Origin of the sequence: Microbacterium invictum (assembly GCF_034421375.1) — a bacterium.
In the GTDB taxonomy this organism is placed as follows: domain Bacteria; phylum Actinomycetota; class Actinomycetes; order Actinomycetales; family Microbacteriaceae; genus Microbacterium; species Microbacterium invictum_A.
The window spans coordinates 2,304,211-2,320,626 of the sequence record NZ_CP139779.1 but is presented as its reverse complement, the minus strand read 5'-3'; the positions used below and the strand labels follow the sequence as shown (position 1 = coordinate 2,320,626).

Sequence of the window (16,416 nt, the reverse complement as noted above, 5' to 3'; positions counted from 1 at the left end):
CTTCGCCCAGTCTCCGACGCTGCGCCGCGCGTGCCCCCCGCGACGAAGGAGGCCGAAGGCGACGTCAGACGGCGCGGAGGATCGCGACGACCTTCCCGAGGATCGTCGCCTCGTCGCCGAGGATGGGCTCGAAGGCGGTGTTGCGGGGGAGCAGCCAGGTGTGGCCGTCGCGCTGCCGGAAGGTCTTGACGGTCGCCTCGCCGTCGAGCATGGCTGCGACGATCTCGCCGTTCTCGGCGGTCCCCTGGGCGCGGACGACGACCCAGTCGCCGTCGCAGATGGCGGCGTCGATCATCGAGTCGCCGGTGACCTTGAGCATGAACAGTTCGCCCTTGCCGACAAGCTGGCGGGGGAGGGGGAAGACCTCCTCGACGTGCTGGTCGGCCGTGATCGGGACGCCTGCCGCAATCCGTCCGACGAGCGGCACGAGTGCAGCGTCACCCACGGCGGGAGTGCGGTCGGCGGGGTTCTCGGCGGCCGTTCCGGGCAGATCGATCAGCACCTCCATGGCCCGGGTCTTGCCCGGGTCGCGGCGGAGGTATCCGCTCAGCTCGAGCTGGTTCAGCTGGTGGGTGACGCTGGACAGGGATTTGAGGCCGACCGCGTCGCCGATCTCGCGCATGCTCGGCGGGTACCCGTGGCGGGCGATCGAGCGCTGGATCACCTCGAGGATGGCCATCTGCTTGTCGCTCAGGCTCTTGCGCCGGCGTGTCTGCGGCTTGGTGGTCTGCTCGCTCATCTCTGCTCCTGTCTCCCCGGAATCCTCACCGGACCTCCGCGGCGTCTTCGAATGTCGGAGGTCGGTGGTGAGGTGTCCTCGTCGAAACCGTATCCGGTTCCGACGGGTGTCCACCGGACCTCGCTCGCGTGTCGCGTTCGATCGTTCGACGGATTCCGACCCGCTTGACAGCATCTCACATCGAAGATAGATTCGGAAGAGAGGTTCGCATCCGCCGGTCCCGGCCGACAGGCGGATGCGAACCTCAGACCCGAAACGACACCGGCTCGGCCGGGAACGGGAGTACACCATGAGCGCGATCACGATCTCCACCGGCACGACGACCCGCCTGCGGCTGACCACGCGTGGACGCCGTGTCCTGGCCTCGCTCGCTGCGCTTCCCGCGGTCGTCGCGCTGAGCGCGGCGATGATCAGCGGCGGGTCCGCGCTGGCCACCCGGGCCGACGGCGGGCCGGCGGCGTCGTTCGACACCGTCACCGTGCAGTCCGGCGATTCGCTCTGGGCGATCGCCGAGCGGGTGGCGCCCTCGGCCGATCCGCGCGATGTGGTCGCCGCCTTCAGCCGCCTCAACGGCCTCGACGCGGGCGTCGTCGCCGCGGGGCAGGAGCTGGCGATCCCCGCCGAGTACTCCGACTGAGCCCGGGGCCGGTCGTGTCGGCGCCGTACGATGGGAAGGATGAGTGCAACACTCGATGACCTCCCCATCCGCGACGATCTGAGGGGACAGGTCCCTTACGGGGCGCCGCAGGCTCCGCTGCCGGTGGCGCTGAACGTCAACGAGAACACCCACCCGGTTCCGCCCGAGGTCGCCGACGACATCCTCGACGCCGTGGCCATCGCCCTGCGCGAGGTGAACCGGTACCCCGATCGGGAGTTCACGGATCTGCGTGAGCACCTGGCGGACTACCTGGGTCACGGTCTGGTGCGGGAGCAGGTCTGGGCTGCCAACGGTTCGAACGAAGTGCTTCAGCACCTGCTGCAGGCCTTCGCCGGCCCGGGCCGCAGCGCGTTCGGGTTCGCGCCGACGTACTCGATGTACCCCCTCCTGACCCGGGGGACCGGGGCCGAGTGGCGGGCCGGGACGCGAGCCCACGACTTCACCGTCTCGGCCGAGAGCGCCGCCGCGCAGGTGGCAGAGGCCGAGCCCGATGTCGTATTCCTCTGCGCGCCGAACAACCCGACCGGTACACCCCTGCCGCTCGATGTCATCGAGGCCGTCTATGCGGCGACGCGGGGCATCGTGATCGTCGACGAGGCGTACGTGGAGTTCGCTCCCCACGAGGCGCCGTCGGCGGTGACTCTCCTGCCCGATCGACCGCGACTGGTGGTCTCGCGGACCATGAGCAAGGCCTTCGCCTTCGCCGGGGCTCGGGTGGGCTACCTCGCCGCCGACCCCGCCGTCATCGACGCTCTGCGCCTGGTTCGCCTGCCCTACCACCTGAGTGCGCTGACCCAGGCGGCGGCCACCGCCGCCCTGCAGCATGCGCCGACGATGCTGCGCATGGTGGACGACATCGTCGCGCAGCGCGATCGCATCTCGGCGACGGTGTCGGCGCTCGGCTACCAGCCCTACGCGTCGTGGACGAATTTCGTCCTGTTCGGTGATGTGCCCGACCCCGCCAGGACCTGGCAGGCGCTGTATGACCGCGGCGTGCTCATCCGGGATGTCGGGATCCCTCATCACCTCCGCGTGACAGCCGGCACCGAGCAGGAGACCACCGCCTTCTTGGACGCCCTGGCGTCGATAGACTCGGGCGCATGACCCGTCCTGCGCGTACCGCGTCGCTTCGCCGTGCGACCAGCGAGTCGACCGTCGAGCTCGAGCTGGACCTCGACGGCACCGGTCGCAGCAGCGTCCAGACCACGGTCCCCTTCTTCGATCACATGCTCACCGCCTTCGCCAAGCACTCGCTGACCGATCTCACGGTCCGAGCCCATGGCGACACCGACATCGACGCGCACCACACGGTGGAGGACACGGCGATCGTCCTGGGCCAGGCGATCCGACAGGCCCTCGGCGACAAAGCCGGGATCTCGCGCTACGGCGACGCGCTCGTGCCGTTGGACGAGGCTCTCGCCCGCGCGGTCGTCGACATCAGCGGCAGGCCGTACCTCGTCCACGGGGGTGAGCCGGCGGGATTCGAGCTCCACCTGATCGGCGGGCACTTCACCGGTTCCCTCGTCCGCCACACCTTCGAGGCCCTCGCCGTCCACGGCGGGCTCACCCTCCACGTCGAGGTGCTGAGCGGTCGCGATCCGCACCACATCGCCGAGGCGGAGTACAAGGCGTTCGCACGGGCGTTCCGGGCCGCCAAGGCATGGGACGCGCTGGTCGAGGGAATCCCGAGCACCAAGGGCGCTCTGTGAGCGATCGACCGCTCGTCGCCGTCCTCGACTACGGATCGGGCAACGTCCACAGTGCGGTGAAGGCGCTCGTCGAAGCCGGTGCCGACGCGCGCCTGACCGCCGATCCGGGGTTGGTGCGCGACGCCGACGGGTTGGTCGTGCCGGGCGTGGGCGCTTACCGCGCCGTGATGGAGGCGCTGCGCGCCCGCCGCGGCGACGAACTCATCGAGCGTCGGCTGGCCGGCGGACTCCCCGTCCTCGGCATCTGCGTGGGCATGCAGGTCCTCTTCGAGTGGGGCCGCGAACGCGGCGTCGACACCGCCGGGCTGGGGGAGTGGCCCGGCGAGGTGACCCTGCTCGACGCGCCCGTCCTCCCGCACATCGGATGGAACACCGTCACCCCCGATCCGCAGAGCCGGCTGTTCGCCGGGCTCGCCGATGAACGCTTCTACTTCGTCCACTCGTTCGCCGCCAAGGCCTGGGAGCTCGAGGTCCACGACCCCTTCCCGAAGCCGGCACTGACATGGACGACGTATGGCGAGCCGTTCCTCGCGGCCGTCGAAAACGGGCCTCTGTCGGCCACGCAGTTCCACCCCGAGAAGTCGGGAGCCGCCGGCATCCGCCTGCTGTCCAATTGGATCACGGGCCTTCGCAGGGCTACCCTCTGAAACCGTGCCTTCGCGCGGCGACCCTCCGCGCCCCACGACCCCTCAGGGAGCCATGAACGATTTCGCGTCCACGCCCGCTTTGACCCTTCTCCCCGCCGTCGATGTGGCGAGCGGTAAGGCGGTCCGACTGACCCAGGGTGAGGCGGGCAGCGAGACCAGTTACGGCGACCCGGTCGACGCTGCGCTGGACTGGGCCCGACAGGGTGCGCAGTGGATCCACCTCGTCGATCTCGATGCCGCGTTCGGGCGCGGGAGCAACGCCGGCGTGCTGCGAAAGGTCATCAAGCAGGTCCGCGGGGTCCAGGTGGAGGTCTCCGGCGGGATCCGCGACGACGCGTCGCTCGAGTCGGCCCTCGAATCCGGCGCCGCCCGGGTGAACCTCGGCACGGCGGCGCTGGAGAACCCCGAGTGGGCGGCCGATGTCATCGGACGATACGGCGATCTCGTCGCCGTCGGCCTGGACGTCCGCGGCACCACCCTCGCCGCTCGTGGGTGGACCCGCGACGGCGGCGACCTGTGGACGGTGCTGACGCGTCTGGAGCGCGCCGGCTGCAGCCGCTACGTCGTCACGGACGTCACCAAGGACGGAACGCTGCGCGGTCCGAACCTCGAACTCCTGCGCGAGATGACCTCGCGCACCCCCAAGCCGGTCGTGGCATCAGGGGGAGTGTCGAGCCTCGACGACATCGCCGCGCTCCGGGAGCTCGTCCCCCTCGGCGTCGAGGGCGCGATCGTCGGCAAGGCGCTGTACGCCGGGGCCTTCACCCTGCGTGAGGCACTGGATGTCGCCGGACACTGACCCGGCGCACGAGCACGCCGCCCACGCGGACTCGGCCGGGGTGCCCTGGGAAGGGCGGGCCTTCCAACCCAACCCGCACGCCGGCGACGACGGCAGCGCCGATCCTCGGCTGCTCGCCGCCCTCGAGGCCTTCGGGCGCGGCGAGGGCGATGAGAGGGCGGTCGTCGACGCCTACCGGACCGCTCGGCTCCTCATCCCCCTCGTCGCGGAGAAGGGCGACCAGGGCGTCGGCGTCCACGGCCTCGCCGTGGACAAGACCCAAGAGCTGTCGATCGTGTCGGTGGCGGCGCCCGACGGTCGCCGCGTGCTGCCGGTCTTCACGTCCGTGGATGCCATGCAGAGGTGGGACGCCGGCGCCCGCCCCGTGCCCGCGGAGGGGGTGCGCACGGCTCTCGCCGTCGCCGCCGAGGACACCGAGCTGATCGTGATCGACCCCGGGTCTCCGACGGAGTTCGTTCTGCGCAGGCCCGCGGTGTGGGCGATTGCGCAGGGCCTGGCGTGGGAACCCAGCCACACCTCGCCCGAGGTGTTCGCCGGGTTCCGAGAGAGCGTGGGAACAGAACTGGCCGTGATCGACTTCGCGCTGGCACCCGGTGACCCGACGGCCCGGCTGCGCGGGCCCGAACTCGTCGTCGAGCTCCAGCTCGTGCAGGGCCTGGATCGCAGCGAGCTCGACGCCGTCCTCGCCCGTCTCGCCAAGCGGTGGGCCGCCGACGACCGCATCGCCGTCCTCGTCGACTCGCTGACGGTGAAGCTCCGGCAAGGCGCCTGAGCTGCGACCCCGTACCGGATCAGGTGACGGGGCCGGTGTACTTCTCGCCGGGGCCCTTGCCGATGGGGTCGGGGATGACGGATGCCTCGCGGAAGGCCAGCTGCAGCGAGCGCAGACCGTCGCGCAGCGATCGGGCGTGCATGTCGCTGATCTCGGGCGCTCCGGCGGTGATGAGTCCGGCCAGGGCGTTGATGAGCTTGCGGGCCTCGTCGAGGTCGAGCTGCGAGCCGGGGTCGTCGGCGAGGCCGACCTTGACCGCCGCCGCGCTCATCAGATGCACCGCCGTGGTGGTGATGACCTCGACCGCCGGCACATCGGCGATGTCTCGGGTGGCAGCGGATGCCGCGGCATCCTGTTCCTCCCACTGGGCGGGTCGGGAATCGTCCGCGGGCGCGGAATCGTTTCGGGTGTCCATGTCGATGCTGGGCGCTCGCACTCTCTGCTAGACTGTGGCGGGCTCGGAGCGTTCTGCTCCGAATCGAAAGAGGATCACATCCCACCCGCGCTTGCCGCTCCAGGCTACCGGGTCGAGCACTCCGCCCCGTCCGCGTTGCGGTCGGGGTAGCCGGAAACGGATCGGGTGCGGAAAGTCGGCGCTCGCGCGCCGTCGCCGGTGGGTGGTTCTTCGATCGCCCCGCGTCGCACCGCGTCGCGGGATGCCAACCGCCACCGAAGAGGAGTTCCGCATCAGCGATCCCCGCACCAATGAGCGCATCCGCGTTCCCGAGGTCCGACTCGTCGGCCCCAACGGCGAACAGGTCGGCGTCGTCCGCATCGAGGTTGCGCAGCGTCTGGCTCAGGAGGCCGATCTCGATCTGGTCGAGGTCGCGCCCAACTCGAAGCCTCCCGTCGTCAAGATCATGGACTACGGGAAGTTCAAGTACGAGAACGCGCAGAAGGCCAAGGAGGCCCGCCGCAACCAGGCCAACACGATCCTCAAAGAGGTTCGGTTCCGCCTGAAGATCGAGGCCCACGATTATCAGACCAAGCTCAAGCGCGCCGAAGGCTTCCTCAAGGCGGGCGACAAGGTGAAGGCCATGATCCTCTTCCGCGGTCGGGAGCAGTCCCGTCCCGAGCAGGGCGTGCGGCTTCTGCGCAAGTTCGCCGAGGATGTCGCCGAGTTCGGCACCGTGGAATCCAACCCCACGATCGACGGCCGCAACATGACCATGGTGGTCGCACCGCACAAGAACAAGTCCGAGGCCAAGGCCGAGCAGAACGCGCAGCGCGCCGCCAACAAGGAAGCCGCGCGCGCACCGCGCAGCGACGCCGAGGCGCCGGCCGAATAGACCCGACTTCCCGCACGCCGTGCGGGATCAGACTCCCGCTCCGGCGGGACCCCACCCCGCCTCCGGGCGAGATCAGAAGGAACGAGAAGATGCCGAAGCAGAAGACCCACTCGGGTGCCAAGAAGCGCTTCAAGATCACCGGCACCGGCAAGCTCATGAAGCAGCAGGCGAACCTGCGCCACAACTTCGAGGGCAAGCCCACCAAGCGCACCCGTCGCCTGTCGCAGGACCAGGTCCTCGCCCCGGGTGACGCCAAGGTCGCCAAGAAGCTGCTCGGTCGCTGAGCACCCGGACTCGAAGGTTAGGAACGAAACGAAATGGCCAGAGTAAAGCGGGCTGTCAACGCCCAGAAGAAGCGTCGCGTCATCCTCGAGCGCGCGTCCGGCTACCGCGGGCAGCGTTCGCGGCTCTACCGCAAGGCGAAGGAGCAGGTCACCCACTCGCTCGTCTACGCCTACCGCGACCGTCGTAAGCGCAAGGGCGACTTCCGTCGTCTGTGGATCCAGCGCATCAACGCCGCTGCCCGTCAGAACGGGATCACGTACAACCGGTTCATCCAGGGCCTCGGTCTCGCCGGCGTCCAGGTCGACCGCCGCATGCTCGCCGAGCTCGCGGTCAACGAGCCCGCCGTGTTCGCCTCGCTCGTCGAGACGGCCAAGAAGGCCCTGCCCGAGAACGTCAACGCTCCCAAGAGCGCCTGAGTCCCGGCATCCGTCGAAAGGGCACCCCTCCGCGCGGAGGGGTGCCCTTTCGCATGCCCCCCGCGCCCGTATGCTGGGCCTGTGCTGGAGAATCCGCGGTCGCCGCGCGTGCGTGCCGTGGCCAAGCTCACCAAGCGCAGCGCCCGTCAGGAGACCGGTCTCTTCCTGCTGGAGGGTCCGCAGGCGGCGCGCGAGGTGCTCTCCTACCGGCCGGACACGGTCGTCGATCTCTACGCCACCCCGTCGGCGCTGGAGAAGCACGCTGACATCCGGGATGCCGCGAGCGTCGCCGATGTCGAGGTGACCTTCGCCACGGAGGCCGTCCTCGACGCGATGGCCGACACGGTCACCCCGCAGGGGATCGTCGCCGTCGCGCGCCAGACCCCCACCTCGGTGCGCGATGTCTTCGCCGCCGGGCCGCGCCTCGTCGCCATCTGCGAGGAGGTGCGCGATCCCGGCAACCTCGGAACGATCATCCGCGCCGCCGATGCGGTCGGTGCGGACGCGGTCATCCTCACCGGTCGTACGGTCGACCCGTACAACCCCAAGGTGGTGAGGGCGAGTACGGGTTCGCTGTTCCACCTCCCGGTCGCCGTCGGCGTCGATCTCGCCACGGCCGTCGAACGCGCCCGTGCCGCCGGTGTCCGCGTCGTCGCGGCCGATGTCGGGGGGGAGGATTTCCTCGCCCATCGCGCGTCGCTGGCGGAGCCCACGGCATGGCTCTTCGGCAATGAGGCGCGAGGGCTCGAATCCGAAGCGCTGGCGATGGCGGACCTGTCGCTGCGCCTGCCCATCTACGGGGCCGCGGAGTCGCTGAACCTCGCGACGGCGGCGAGCGTGTGCCTGTACGAGACCGCCTTCGCCCAGCGCGCGGTGATGGCTCGAGGCTGAGATCGGCCGCCCGCCGGGACGCGCGATCCGCGACAGGGGCTGTTACAACTCGGTTAAGGTCTGCTCACCTGACCGGTCTCGGCGACGAGGTCGGCCTAGGGTGGCAGGCATGGCATCTGATGCACCAACGGCGGCGCCGCGGACGTCCAATATCGCGGTTCGTCGCGGCGAGCCCCTCGTGGTGATCGAACACGTCGACAAGCATTTCGGCGACCTGCACGTGCTGAAGGACATCGACACCGTCGTGAACCGCGGCGAGGTCGTCGTCGTGATCGGACCGTCGGGGTCGGGGAAGTCCACCCTGTGCCGCGCGATCAATCGTCTGGAGACCATCGATTCCGGACGTATCGTCATCGACGGCGAGCCGCTTCCCGAAGAGGGCAAGGAACTCGCACGCCTCCGCGCGGACGTCGGCATGGTCTTCCAGTCGTTCAACCTCTTCGCGCACAAGACGGTGCTCGAGAACGTGACCCTCGGCCCGATGAGAGTGCGGGGGATGAAGCGCAAGGACGCCGACGAACGCGCGATGCAGCTCCTCGAGCGTGTCGGCGTGGCCAACCAGGCCGAGAAGATGCCGAACCAGCTCTCCGGCGGCCAGCAGCAGCGCGTGGCCATCGCCCGCTCGCTGGCGATGAATCCGAAGCTCATCCTGATGGACGAGCCCACGAGCGCACTCGACCCCGAGATGATCAACGAGGTGCTCGACGTGATGGTCGGACTTGCCGGCGACGGCATGACGATGATCGTCGTGACCCACGAGATGGGGTTCGCGCGCAAGGCCGCAGATCGTGTGCTCTTCATGGCAGACGGAGCGATCGTCGAGGAAGCGCCACCCGAACGCTTCTTCACGAACCCGACGAGCGACAGGGCGAAGGACTTCCTTTCGAAGATCCTGGAGCACTGATCCCGGCGGCCCGCCGCGGCCGCGAACCGAGGGACCGCACAACGGTCCGGCACAGCAAAGGAATGAAACCGAGATGAAGCGCACACGACTGTCCCTGATCGCCGTTGCGGCCGCGGGTCTGCTGGCCCTCACGTCCTGCCAGTCCGGCAGCCCGACCGACTCGGAGGCACCGGAGGTCACCCCCGAGGCCGAGGCGTCGTTCGAACCGGGCACCACGATGGCCGAACTGAACGAGGCTGGCACCATTCGCATCGGCACGAAGTTCGATCAGCCACTGTTCGGGCTGCAAGGACCTTCGGGCACGCCGGAAGGGTTCGACGTGGAGATCGGCAAGATCATCGCGGCCAACCTCGGCATCGACGAGGAGAACATCGAGTGGGTCGAGACGGTGTCGGCGAACCGTGAGCCGTTCATCCAGAACGATCAGGTGGACATCGTCATCGCGACCTACACGATCAATGACACGCGCAAGGAGGTCATCTCCTTCGCGGGTCCGTACTACACCGCGGGCCAGTCGATCCTGACGCTCGCAGACAACACCGACATCGAGAGCGAAGAAGACCTCGTGGGTCAGCCCGTGTGCTCCGTGACCGGCTCGACCCCGGCCGCGAATCTGGAGGCCCTGGGTGCGGAGGTCCTTCTCACCGACACCTATTCCAACTGCCTCGAGCCGCTGCGCAACGGAGCGGTCGTCGCCGTCTCGACCGACAACGTGATCCTTGCCGGCCTGGCGGCGCAGAACGAGGGCGAGTTCAAGGTCGTCGGGGAGCCCTTCACCGAGGAGCCCTACGGCATCGGGCTCGCGCTGGAGGACACCGAGTTCCGCAACTGGATCAACGACGTGCTCGAGCAGTCCTACGAGGACGGCACCTACGAGGCGGCGTGGGACGCCACGGCGGGCACGATCCTCGAGTTCGTCGAGCCGCCGGCCGTCGACCGCTACTGATCGGACGAGCATGCCCCGGCCGCACGCGCGGCCGGGGCATGTCCCGAGGACAAGAGAGGAGGACTTTTGGAAGATCCGTTGAGCATCATCATCCCGACCTTCTGGGACGGATTCCGTGTCACGCTGGCTCTTCTCGCACTGAGCGGGGTCCTCTCGCTCATCGTCGGGACGATCCTCGCCGCGATGCGCATCTCGCCGGTCGCCTCGCTGCGCGGCTTCTCAGCCGCCTGGACGGAGATCGCCCGGAACACGCCGCTGACGCTGGTGTTCGTGTTCTTCGGGATGGTCCTACCCATGATGGGTGTCCGCGCCCCCTATTTCCTGCTCGCGATCCTGGCGCTGGTGTACTACACGTCGGCGTTCGTCAGTGAGGCCCTTCGTTCCGGCATCAACGGCGTGCCCGTCGGGCAGGCCGAGGCGGCGCGCAGCATCGGTCTCGGCTTCGGGCAGACGGTGAGCCTGGTCATCCTGCCGCAGGCCTTCCGGATGACGATCCCTCCACTGATCAACGTGTTCATCGCCCTGACGAAGAACACGTCCGTGGCGGGCGGGTTCTTCATCGTGGAGATCTTCGCCGCAACGCGTGAACTGACCAATGCCTTCGGGAACATCGTCGTTCCAATCCTCGTCGCTGCCGCGGCGCTGTACCTCGTGATCACCATTCCCCTCGGATTCCTCGCGTCTCAACTCGAGCGACGGTTGGTGGTGCGCAGATGAGCAACATCCTCTTCGACGCCCCGGGCCCGAAGGCCCGGCGACGCTCCCGGATCATCTCGATCATCGGGATCGTGGGCATCCTCGCCCTCGGCGTCTGGGTCTACACCATCCTCGCGGCGCCTCGTGTGTCGGGTGGTGTGGAGACGCCCTCCTTCCTGGACCCCTCCCGGTGGGATTTCCTTCCCTACACGGAGTTCTGGGGTTCGGTAGGTCGTGGTGTGCTGGCCACCCTGCAGGCCGCCGCCGTCGCCGCCGTCGGAGCGCTGATCCTCGGGGTCATCTTCGCGCTTCTCCGCAGCTCGGATCATGCCATCGTGCGCGTGCCCGTTGCGATCTTGCAGGAGTTCCTCCGGGGAATGCCGGTTCTGCTGATGATGCTCTTCATCCTCCTCCTGGCATCGACCGGTGCATTCTGGGCGGTCGTCATCGCGCTCGTCCTCTATAACGGAACGCTGATCGGAGAAGCCCTTCGGGCCGGCCTGGTTGCCCTCCCACGGGGCCAGCGCGAGGCAGCCCTCGCCATCGGAATGCGCTCGCTGCAATCACGGATGCTGGTGGAGTTCCCTCAGGCCTTCCGGCAGATGCTGCCCATCATCGTGGCGCAGCTCGTCGTCCTCTTGAAGGACACCGCCCTCGGCTACATCGTGGCGTACCCCGAGCTGATTCGGACGGTGATCTACAACCTCGGTTCGTACTATGGCAACCGATATCTGCTGTCGCTCTTCGTCGTGACTCTCGTCATCTACCTCGCGATCAACCTCTCGATCTCCTGGTTCGCGCGGTGGCTCTCCCGGCGGACGGCCAGCGGAGGACGCAAGGCGAAGCGCGGCGGGTCTGACGTGGATCCCGATCAGGCGATCCTCGTTGCGCAGGCGAGTGCGTCCGCTCGTCAGTCTGGGAACGCTCCGGGCTACTGACGACGCGGCGGGCCGCGGCATTCGCCGTCGGTAGACTCGACTCTCGTGTCCGACGCACCCGAGATCACCCCGCACGCAGTGGAGGCCGCGGTCGATGCCGCGCTCGCCGCGATCGCCGCGGCATCCAGCACGGCCGACCTGAAGGCGGCCCGCGCCGCGCACACGGCGGAGGGCTCGCCGCTCGCCCGACTCAACGCCCGTCTGCGCGATGTCGCCCCCGACCGCAAGGCCGAGTTCGGCAAGCTCATCGGTCAGGCTCGCGGCCGTGTCACCCAGGCCCTGGCCGCCCGGGAGGCGGAGGTCGCCGCGGCCGAGACGGCGGCACGTCTGGAGTCCGAGCGCGTCGACATCACCGCGCTTCCCACGCGGGCTCGGGTCGGTGCGCGGCATCCCATCTCGCTCCTGCAGGAGCAGATCGCCGACATCTTCGTCGGGATGGGATGGGAGATCGCCGAAGGCCCCGAGCTCGAGCACGAGTGGTTCAACTTCGATGCGCTCAACTTCGACGCCGACCACCCGGCGCGTCAGATGCAGGACACGTTCTTCGTCGACCCGGTCGATCGGCACCTGGTGATGCGGACGCACACGAGCCCCGTGCAGGTGCGTTCGATGCTCGAGCGCGACCTGCCGATCTACGTGCTGTGCCCGGGGCGGGTGTACCGGACCGACGAGTTCGACGCCACGCACCTTCCGGTCTTCACGCAGTTCGAAGGTCTCGTGATCGACAAGGGCATCACGATGGCGCACCTCAAGGGCACGCTCGACCACGCCGCCCGCGTGCTGTTCGGACCCGAGGCGAAGACCCGCTTCCGCGCCAACTACTTCCCCTTCACCGAGCCGTCCGCCGAGCTCGATCTGTGGCACCCGACCTTCAAGGGCGGGGCGCGCTGGATCGAGTGGGGCGGGTGCGGCATGGTCAACCCCAACGTGCTGCGCGCAGCGGGGATCGACCCCGAGGAGTACTCGGGCTTCGCCTTCGGGATGGGGATCGAGAGGACGCTGATGTTCCGCAGCGATGTGCAGGACATGCGCGACATGGCCGAGGGCGATGTGCGCTTCAGCGAGCAGTTCGGGATGGTGGTCTGATGCGCGTCCCGCTTTCGTGGCTGCGTGAGTACGTGGATGTGCCGGCGGAGGCCACCCCCGAGGACGTGCTCGCCGCGCTCGTGCGCGTCGGGTTCGAAGAGGAGGACGTGCACCGCTTCGAGCTGCAGGGTCCCATCGTCGTGGGCGAGGTGCTCGACTTCGTCGAAGAGCCGCAGTCCAACGGCAAGACCATCCGCTGGTGCCAGGTGAAGGTCGCTCCCGACGGCGAGACCGCCGCGGACGGGGGGCCCGCCGTGCATGGGATCGTGTGCGGCGCGCGCAACTTCTTCGTCGGCGACAAGGTGCCGGTGACCCTCCCGGGCGCCGTGCTGCCCGGCCCGTTCCCGATCGCCGCCCGGAAGACCTACGGGCATGTCTCAGACGGCATGATCGCCTCGGCCAGAGAGCTCGGTCTCGGTGACGAGCACGACGGCATCCTGCGCCTGGTCGAACTCGGCATCGACGCGCCGGTCGGTTCGGACGCGATCAGCCTCCTCGGGCTCGACGATGTCGCGGTCGACATCAACGTCACCCCCGACCGGGGGTACGCGCTGTCGGTGCGCGGCGTCGCGCGCGAGTACTCCCACGCCACCGGAGCGGCCTTCCGCGATCCGGGTGCGCGCGAATGGGGAGAGGTGAACCTGCACGACGACACGGCGTTCGCCGTCGCCGTCGATGATCGGGCCCCGATCCGTGGTCGGGTTGGAGCGTCGGAGTTCGTGGCGCGCATCGTCCGCGACGTGGATCCCACCAAGCCCACGCCGGCGTGGATGATCGCGCGGCTCTCGCTCGCCGGCATCCGCTCGCTCGGCATCCTCATCGACATCACCAACTACGTCATGGTCGAGCTCGGTCAGCCGATCCACGGCTACGACCTCGACACACTACGCGGCGGCATCACCGTGCGTCGTGCGGTCGCGGGCGAGAGGCTCGAGACCCTCGACGGCAAGGTGCGCGAGCTCAGCCCCGAGGACCTGCTGATCACCGACGAGTCGGGGCCGATCGGCCTCGCGGGCGTCATGGGCGGCGGGACGACGGAGATGACCTCGTCGACCCGGAACGTGCTCATCGAGGCCGCGACGTTCGACACCGTGTCCATCGCCCGCACTGCGCGCCGGCACAAGCTGCCGTCGGAGGCCTCGCGCCGCTTCGAGCGCGGCGTCGACCCGGCGATCCCGTTCGTGGCGGCCGCGCGCGTGGCGGAGCTGATGGTCACCTACGCCGGCGGCACCGACACCCGCGCCGGCGGCGCCCTGCACGCGGTCATCGAGACGCCCGGTGTGGAACTACCGCGGCCCTTCGTGCCGGCGCTCATCGGAGTCCCCTACACCGAGCACGAGATCGTCCGCGCCCTCGAGCTCATCGGCTGCGAGGTCCGCGAGAACGACGCGAACTGGGTCGTCTTCCCCCCTTCGTGGCGTCCGGACCTGACCGACAAGTGGACCCTGGCCGAAGAGGTCGCCCGGATCGAGGGATACGACCGCATTCCCTCGGTGCTGCCGACGCCGCCCTCGGGGCGCGGGCTCACCGCGGCGCAGCAGGGCCGGCGTCGCGTCGCCAACGCGCTCGCCGCCGCCGGATACGTCGAGACGCCGTCCTTCGGATTCACCACCGAGGAGCAGAACGACCTCCACGGATCGGCGACGGGAGAGCACCTGCCGAGCGTCAAGCTCGCCAATCCCCTCGACGGGCAGGCGCCGTTCCTCCGCCGGAGCCTCGTGCCGGGACTGCTGCGCGTCGCGCACCGCAACGTGGCGCGCGGTCTCACCGACCTCGCGCTGTTCGAGACCGGCGCCGTCTTCCTGCCCGAGCCCGGCGTGGCCTACGGCACCGAGTTCGTCCCGCCGCTGGCGGTGCGACCCGATGCTGCGACGCTGACGGCACTCGACGCGTCGATCCCGCCGCAGCACCGCCACGTCGCGGTGCTCGTGACCGGAGCGGTCACCCCGAAGCAGCCCGGCGTGCCTGCCGCGGAGGCGGGCCTGGCCGATGCGCTCGATGCCGTCCGCAGCATTGGGGCGGCAGCGGGTGTCACGATCGAGGTCGCGCAGGGCGAGCGCGCGGCCCTGCACCCCGGTCGCACGGGCATCCTGTCCGTCGGGGACGTCGTGGTCGGTCACGTCGGCGAGCTGCTCCCGTCCGTCGCCGAGGACGCCGACCTTCCCGGCCGCGTCGTGGTCGCCGAACTCGATCTCGATCTCGCGCTCTCCCTGGCAGGGGAGAGGGTGGTCGCGGCGTCGCTTTCCGGCTACCCGGCTGCCACGCAGGACGTCTCCCTCGTCGTGAGCGCCGAGGTCCCGGCATCCGACGTCCGCGCGGCGCTCGTCGACGGGGCGGGCGATCTGCTCGAGTCGCTGCGTCTTGTCGACGACTACCGCGGGGCGGGTGTTCCGGAGGGCTCGAAGAGCCTGACGTTCGCCCTGAGGTTCCGTGCGCCGGACCGCACCCTCACCGCGGCCGAGGCCACCGAGGCGAAGCTCGCGGGCGTCGCCGAGGCGGCGTCGCGCTTCGGGGCGAGCCTGCGCGAATAGGCGATGCGCTCCGCCCAGAGCGGAACGCCGTATCGCATGGCGTGACGCTCTGATGGGATGGCCGCATGACGCACGTGCTCATCCTGGGCGGGACCGGTTGGCTGAGCGGACGGGTCGCTCGAGCCTGGGTGGACGCAGGTGCCCGCGTCACCTGTCTTGCGCGCGGCGGACGACCCGCACCGGACGGAGCGGAGCTCATCGCCGCCGACCGGGCGGCGCCGGGAGCCTACGACGCCGTGGCCGAGCGCGAGTGGGACGAGGTGGTCGAGATCTCCTCCACGCCAGAGCACGTGGCATCGGCGGTCGCCGTGCTCGCGCCGGTCGCCCGTCACCTGACGTACGTGTCATCGCTATCGGTGTACGCGGCGAACGATGTCGTCGGTGCGGACGAGGGCGCCGAGGTCAGTGCGCCGCTTCGGCCGGGGGAGGAGTACGACTACTCGCGTGCGAAGGCCGCCGCTGAGGCATCCGTCCGCGACGCTTTCGGTGCGCGGGCCGCGATCGTGCGCCCGGGGCTCATCGTCGGGCCGGGGGACCCCACGGATCGGTTCGGCTACTGGGTCGCGCGCCTCGCGGTCGCCGGTGACGGGCCGGTGCTCACGCCCACCCTGGACGATCGACGGGCCCAGGTCATCGACGTCGACGACCTCGCCGCGTTCCTCGTCGCCTGTGGACGCCGGGAGCGATCGATCCTCGCCAACGCGATCGGTGATTCCGTGCCGTTCCGCACCCTCCTCGAGACCGCTCGCGAGGTGACGGGGCACTCCGGGGTTGTCGTGGATGGTGAGGACGACTGGCTCATCGCGCACGACGTGCAGTACTGGGTGCAGTACTGGATGGGTGCGCGCTCGCTCCCGCTGTGGCTGCCGAGCGACATGCCCGGGTTCGCCACGCGTTCGAATGCGGCGTACCGCGCTGCGGGCGGTCACGTGCGCGACCTCCGCGACACCCTCGAGCGCGCTCTGGCGGACGAGCGCGAGCGCGGCCTCGACCGTGTGCGGAGGTCGGGGCTCACGCGCGCCGAGGAACTCGCGTTGCTGGCGGAGCTGGGCTGACCGGGTGCGCACAACTCCTGCAATCCCCGACCGCTGATGCCGGGGGCACCCGTGA

19 protein-coding genes are annotated in these 16,416 nt (G+C 69.4%); 17 read left to right on the top strand and 2 right to left on the bottom strand.

Features of this window, described 5'->3' with window-relative positions; genetic code table 11:
* Positions 1–64: 64 nt before the first annotated feature.
* On the bottom strand, positions 65–739 hold the full coding sequence (lexA, locus tag T9R20_RS11260; protein ID WP_322409399.1) for a transcriptional repressor LexA: 675 nt from the start codon (positions 737–739) through the stop codon (positions 65–67).
* 289 nt (positions 740–1,028) lie between these two features.
* Here lexA and T9R20_RS11255 point away from each other — a divergent pair, with 289 nt between their 5' ends.
* The 6 genes from T9R20_RS11255 to T9R20_RS11230 are packed head-to-tail and all read left to right on the top strand — an operon-like array spanning position 1,029 to position 5,324.
* On the top strand, positions 1,029–1,376 hold the full coding sequence (locus T9R20_RS11255) for a LysM peptidoglycan-binding domain-containing protein (RefSeq protein WP_322409398.1): 348 nt from the start codon (positions 1,029–1,031) through the stop codon (positions 1,374–1,376).
* A gap of 39 nt (positions 1,377–1,415) precedes the next feature.
* Positions 1,416–2,501, top strand: coding sequence for a histidinol-phosphate transaminase (locus T9R20_RS11250; protein WP_322409397.1), 1,086 nt, complete (start codon positions 1,416–1,418; stop codon positions 2,499–2,501).
* On the top strand, positions 2,498–3,106 hold the full coding sequence (gene hisB / locus T9R20_RS11245; protein ID WP_322409396.1) for an imidazoleglycerol-phosphate dehydratase HisB: 609 nt from the start codon (positions 2,498–2,500) through the stop codon (positions 3,104–3,106). Before T9R20_RS11250 ends, hisB begins: the two co-directional genes overlap by 4 nt.
* Positions 3,103–3,753: an imidazole glycerol phosphate synthase subunit HisH gene (gene hisH, locus T9R20_RS11240; protein ID WP_322409395.1), complete on the top strand. Its 651-nt coding sequence runs from the start codon at positions 3,103–3,105 to the stop codon at positions 3,751–3,753. Before hisB ends, hisH begins: the two co-directional genes overlap by 4 nt.
* 52 nt (positions 3,754–3,805) lie before the next feature.
* Positions 3,806–4,552 (top strand): bifunctional 1-(5-phosphoribosyl)-5-((5-phosphoribosylamino)methylideneamino)imidazole-4-carboxamide isomerase/phosphoribosylanthranilate isomerase PriA, encoded by a 747-nt coding sequence (gene priA / locus T9R20_RS11235; RefSeq protein ID WP_322409394.1) that lies wholly within the window; start codon positions 3,806–3,808, stop codon positions 4,550–4,552.
* Positions 4,536–5,324 carry an SseB family protein gene (locus T9R20_RS11230; protein WP_322409393.1) on the top strand — a complete coding sequence of 263 codons (789 nt, stop codon included), beginning with the start codon at positions 4,536–4,538 and terminating at the stop codon, positions 5,322–5,324. The genes priA and T9R20_RS11230 overlap by 17 nt, the downstream gene beginning before the upstream one ends.
* 19 nt (positions 5,325–5,343) lie before the next feature.
* On the opposite strand, the gene T9R20_RS11225 is transcribed toward T9R20_RS11230, so the two are convergent.
* Positions 5,344–5,739: a DUF1844 domain-containing protein gene (locus tag T9R20_RS11225; RefSeq protein ID WP_322409392.1), complete on the bottom strand. Its 396-nt coding sequence runs from the start codon at positions 5,737–5,739 to the stop codon at positions 5,344–5,346.
* Between the two features lie 241 nt (positions 5,740–5,980).
* On the opposite strand from T9R20_RS11225, the gene infC reads away from it, so the two are divergent.
* From infC to T9R20_RS11170, 11 genes are all read left to right on the top strand, one after another.
* Entirely contained in the window at positions 5,981–6,613 is a 633-nt protein-coding gene (gene infC / locus T9R20_RS11220) for a translation initiation factor IF-3 (RefSeq protein ID WP_322409391.1), read from the top strand.
* 89 nt (positions 6,614–6,702) lie between these two features.
* Positions 6,703–6,897 (top strand): 50S ribosomal protein L35, encoded by a 195-nt coding sequence (gene rpmI, locus T9R20_RS11215; protein ID WP_124292937.1) that lies wholly within the window; start codon positions 6,703–6,705, stop codon positions 6,895–6,897.
* 33 nt (positions 6,898–6,930) lie between these two features.
* A complete protein-coding gene (gene rplT / locus T9R20_RS11210) occupies positions 6,931–7,314 on the top strand; it encodes a 50S ribosomal protein L20 (RefSeq protein ID WP_322409390.1) in 384 nt (127 codons plus the stop codon).
* Between the two features lie 81 nt (positions 7,315–7,395).
* Positions 7,396–8,205 (top strand): RNA methyltransferase, encoded by an 810-nt coding sequence (locus T9R20_RS11205; RefSeq protein ID WP_322409389.1) that lies wholly within the window; start codon positions 7,396–7,398, stop codon positions 8,203–8,205.
* A 109-nt stretch (positions 8,206–8,314) separates the two neighbouring features.
* Positions 8,315–9,109, top strand: a complete 795-nt coding sequence (locus T9R20_RS11200) for an amino acid ABC transporter ATP-binding protein (RefSeq protein ID WP_322409388.1) — start codon at positions 8,315–8,317, stop codon at positions 9,107–9,109.
* 73 nt (positions 9,110–9,182) lie between these two features.
* Positions 9,183–10,055, top strand: coding sequence for a glutamate ABC transporter substrate-binding protein (locus T9R20_RS11195; protein WP_322409387.1), 873 nt, complete (start codon positions 9,183–9,185; stop codon positions 10,053–10,055).
* Positions 10,056–10,133: 78 nt separating this feature from the next.
* Entirely contained in the window at positions 10,134–10,772 is a 639-nt protein-coding gene (locus T9R20_RS11190) for an amino acid ABC transporter permease (protein WP_322409386.1), read from the top strand.
* Complete coding sequence (locus T9R20_RS11185) at positions 10,769–11,689, top strand: ABC transporter permease subunit (RefSeq protein WP_322409385.1); 921 nt, start codon at positions 10,769–10,771, stop codon at positions 11,687–11,689. Before T9R20_RS11190 ends, T9R20_RS11185 begins: the two co-directional genes overlap by 4 nt.
* Before the next feature lie 45 nt (positions 11,690–11,734).
* Entirely contained in the window at positions 11,735–12,775 is a 1,041-nt protein-coding gene (gene pheS, locus T9R20_RS11180; protein WP_322409384.1) for a phenylalanine--tRNA ligase subunit alpha, read from the top strand.
* Positions 12,775–15,306 (top strand): phenylalanine--tRNA ligase subunit beta, encoded by a 2,532-nt coding sequence (gene pheT, locus T9R20_RS11175; RefSeq protein ID WP_322409383.1) that lies wholly within the window; start codon positions 12,775–12,777, stop codon positions 15,304–15,306. The genes pheS and pheT overlap by 1 nt, the downstream gene beginning before the upstream one ends.
* Positions 15,307–15,371: 65 nt before the next feature.
* Positions 15,372–16,361 carry an NAD-dependent epimerase/dehydratase family protein gene (locus T9R20_RS11170; RefSeq protein ID WP_322409382.1) on the top strand — a complete coding sequence of 330 codons (990 nt, stop codon included), beginning with the start codon at positions 15,372–15,374 and terminating at the stop codon, positions 16,359–16,361.
* The last annotated feature ends 55 nt before the right edge of the window (positions 16,362–16,416 follow it).

What these genes read in the sequence shown, in the direction of transcription:
- lexA (WP_322409399.1), bottom strand. Translation starts at nt 739, where the DNA reads ATGAGCGAGCAGACCACCAAGCCGCAGACACGCCGGCGCAAGAGCCTG.
- T9R20_RS11255 (WP_322409398.1), top strand. Translation starts at nt 1,029, where the DNA reads ATGAGCGCGATCACGATCTCCACCGGCACGACGACCCGCCTGCGGCTG.
- T9R20_RS11250 (WP_322409397.1), top strand. Translation starts at nt 1,416, where the DNA reads ATGAGTGCAACACTCGATGACCTCCCCATCCGCGACGATCTGAGGGGA.
- hisB (WP_322409396.1), top strand. Translation starts at nt 2,498, where the DNA reads ATGACCCGTCCTGCGCGTACCGCGTCGCTTCGCCGTGCGACCAGCGAG.
- priA (WP_322409394.1), top strand. Translation starts at nt 3,806, where the DNA reads ATGAACGATTTCGCGTCCACGCCCGCTTTGACCCTTCTCCCCGCCGTC.
- T9R20_RS11230 (WP_322409393.1), top strand. Translation starts at nt 4,536, where the DNA reads ATGTCGCCGGACACTGACCCGGCGCACGAGCACGCCGCCCACGCGGAC.
- T9R20_RS11225 (WP_322409392.1), bottom strand. Translation starts at nt 5,739, where the DNA reads ATGGACACCCGAAACGATTCCGCGCCCGCGGACGATTCCCGACCCGCC.
- infC (WP_322409391.1), top strand. Translation starts at nt 5,981, where the DNA reads ATGCCAACCGCCACCGAAGAGGAGTTCCGCATCAGCGATCCCCGCACC.
- rpmI (WP_124292937.1), top strand. Translation starts at nt 6,703, where the DNA reads ATGCCGAAGCAGAAGACCCACTCGGGTGCCAAGAAGCGCTTCAAGATC.
- rplT (WP_322409390.1), top strand. Translation starts at nt 6,931, where the DNA reads ATGGCCAGAGTAAAGCGGGCTGTCAACGCCCAGAAGAAGCGTCGCGTC.
- T9R20_RS11200 (WP_322409388.1), top strand. Translation starts at nt 8,315, where the DNA reads ATGGCATCTGATGCACCAACGGCGGCGCCGCGGACGTCCAATATCGCG.
- T9R20_RS11195 (WP_322409387.1), top strand. Translation starts at nt 9,183, where the DNA reads ATGAAGCGCACACGACTGTCCCTGATCGCCGTTGCGGCCGCGGGTCTG.
- T9R20_RS11185 (WP_322409385.1), top strand. Translation starts at nt 10,769, where the DNA reads ATGAGCAACATCCTCTTCGACGCCCCGGGCCCGAAGGCCCGGCGACGC.
- pheT (WP_322409383.1), top strand. Translation starts at nt 12,775, where the DNA reads ATGCGCGTCCCGCTTTCGTGGCTGCGTGAGTACGTGGATGTGCCGGCG.
- T9R20_RS11170 (WP_322409382.1), top strand. Translation starts at nt 15,372, where the DNA reads ATGACGCACGTGCTCATCCTGGGCGGGACCGGTTGGCTGAGCGGACGG.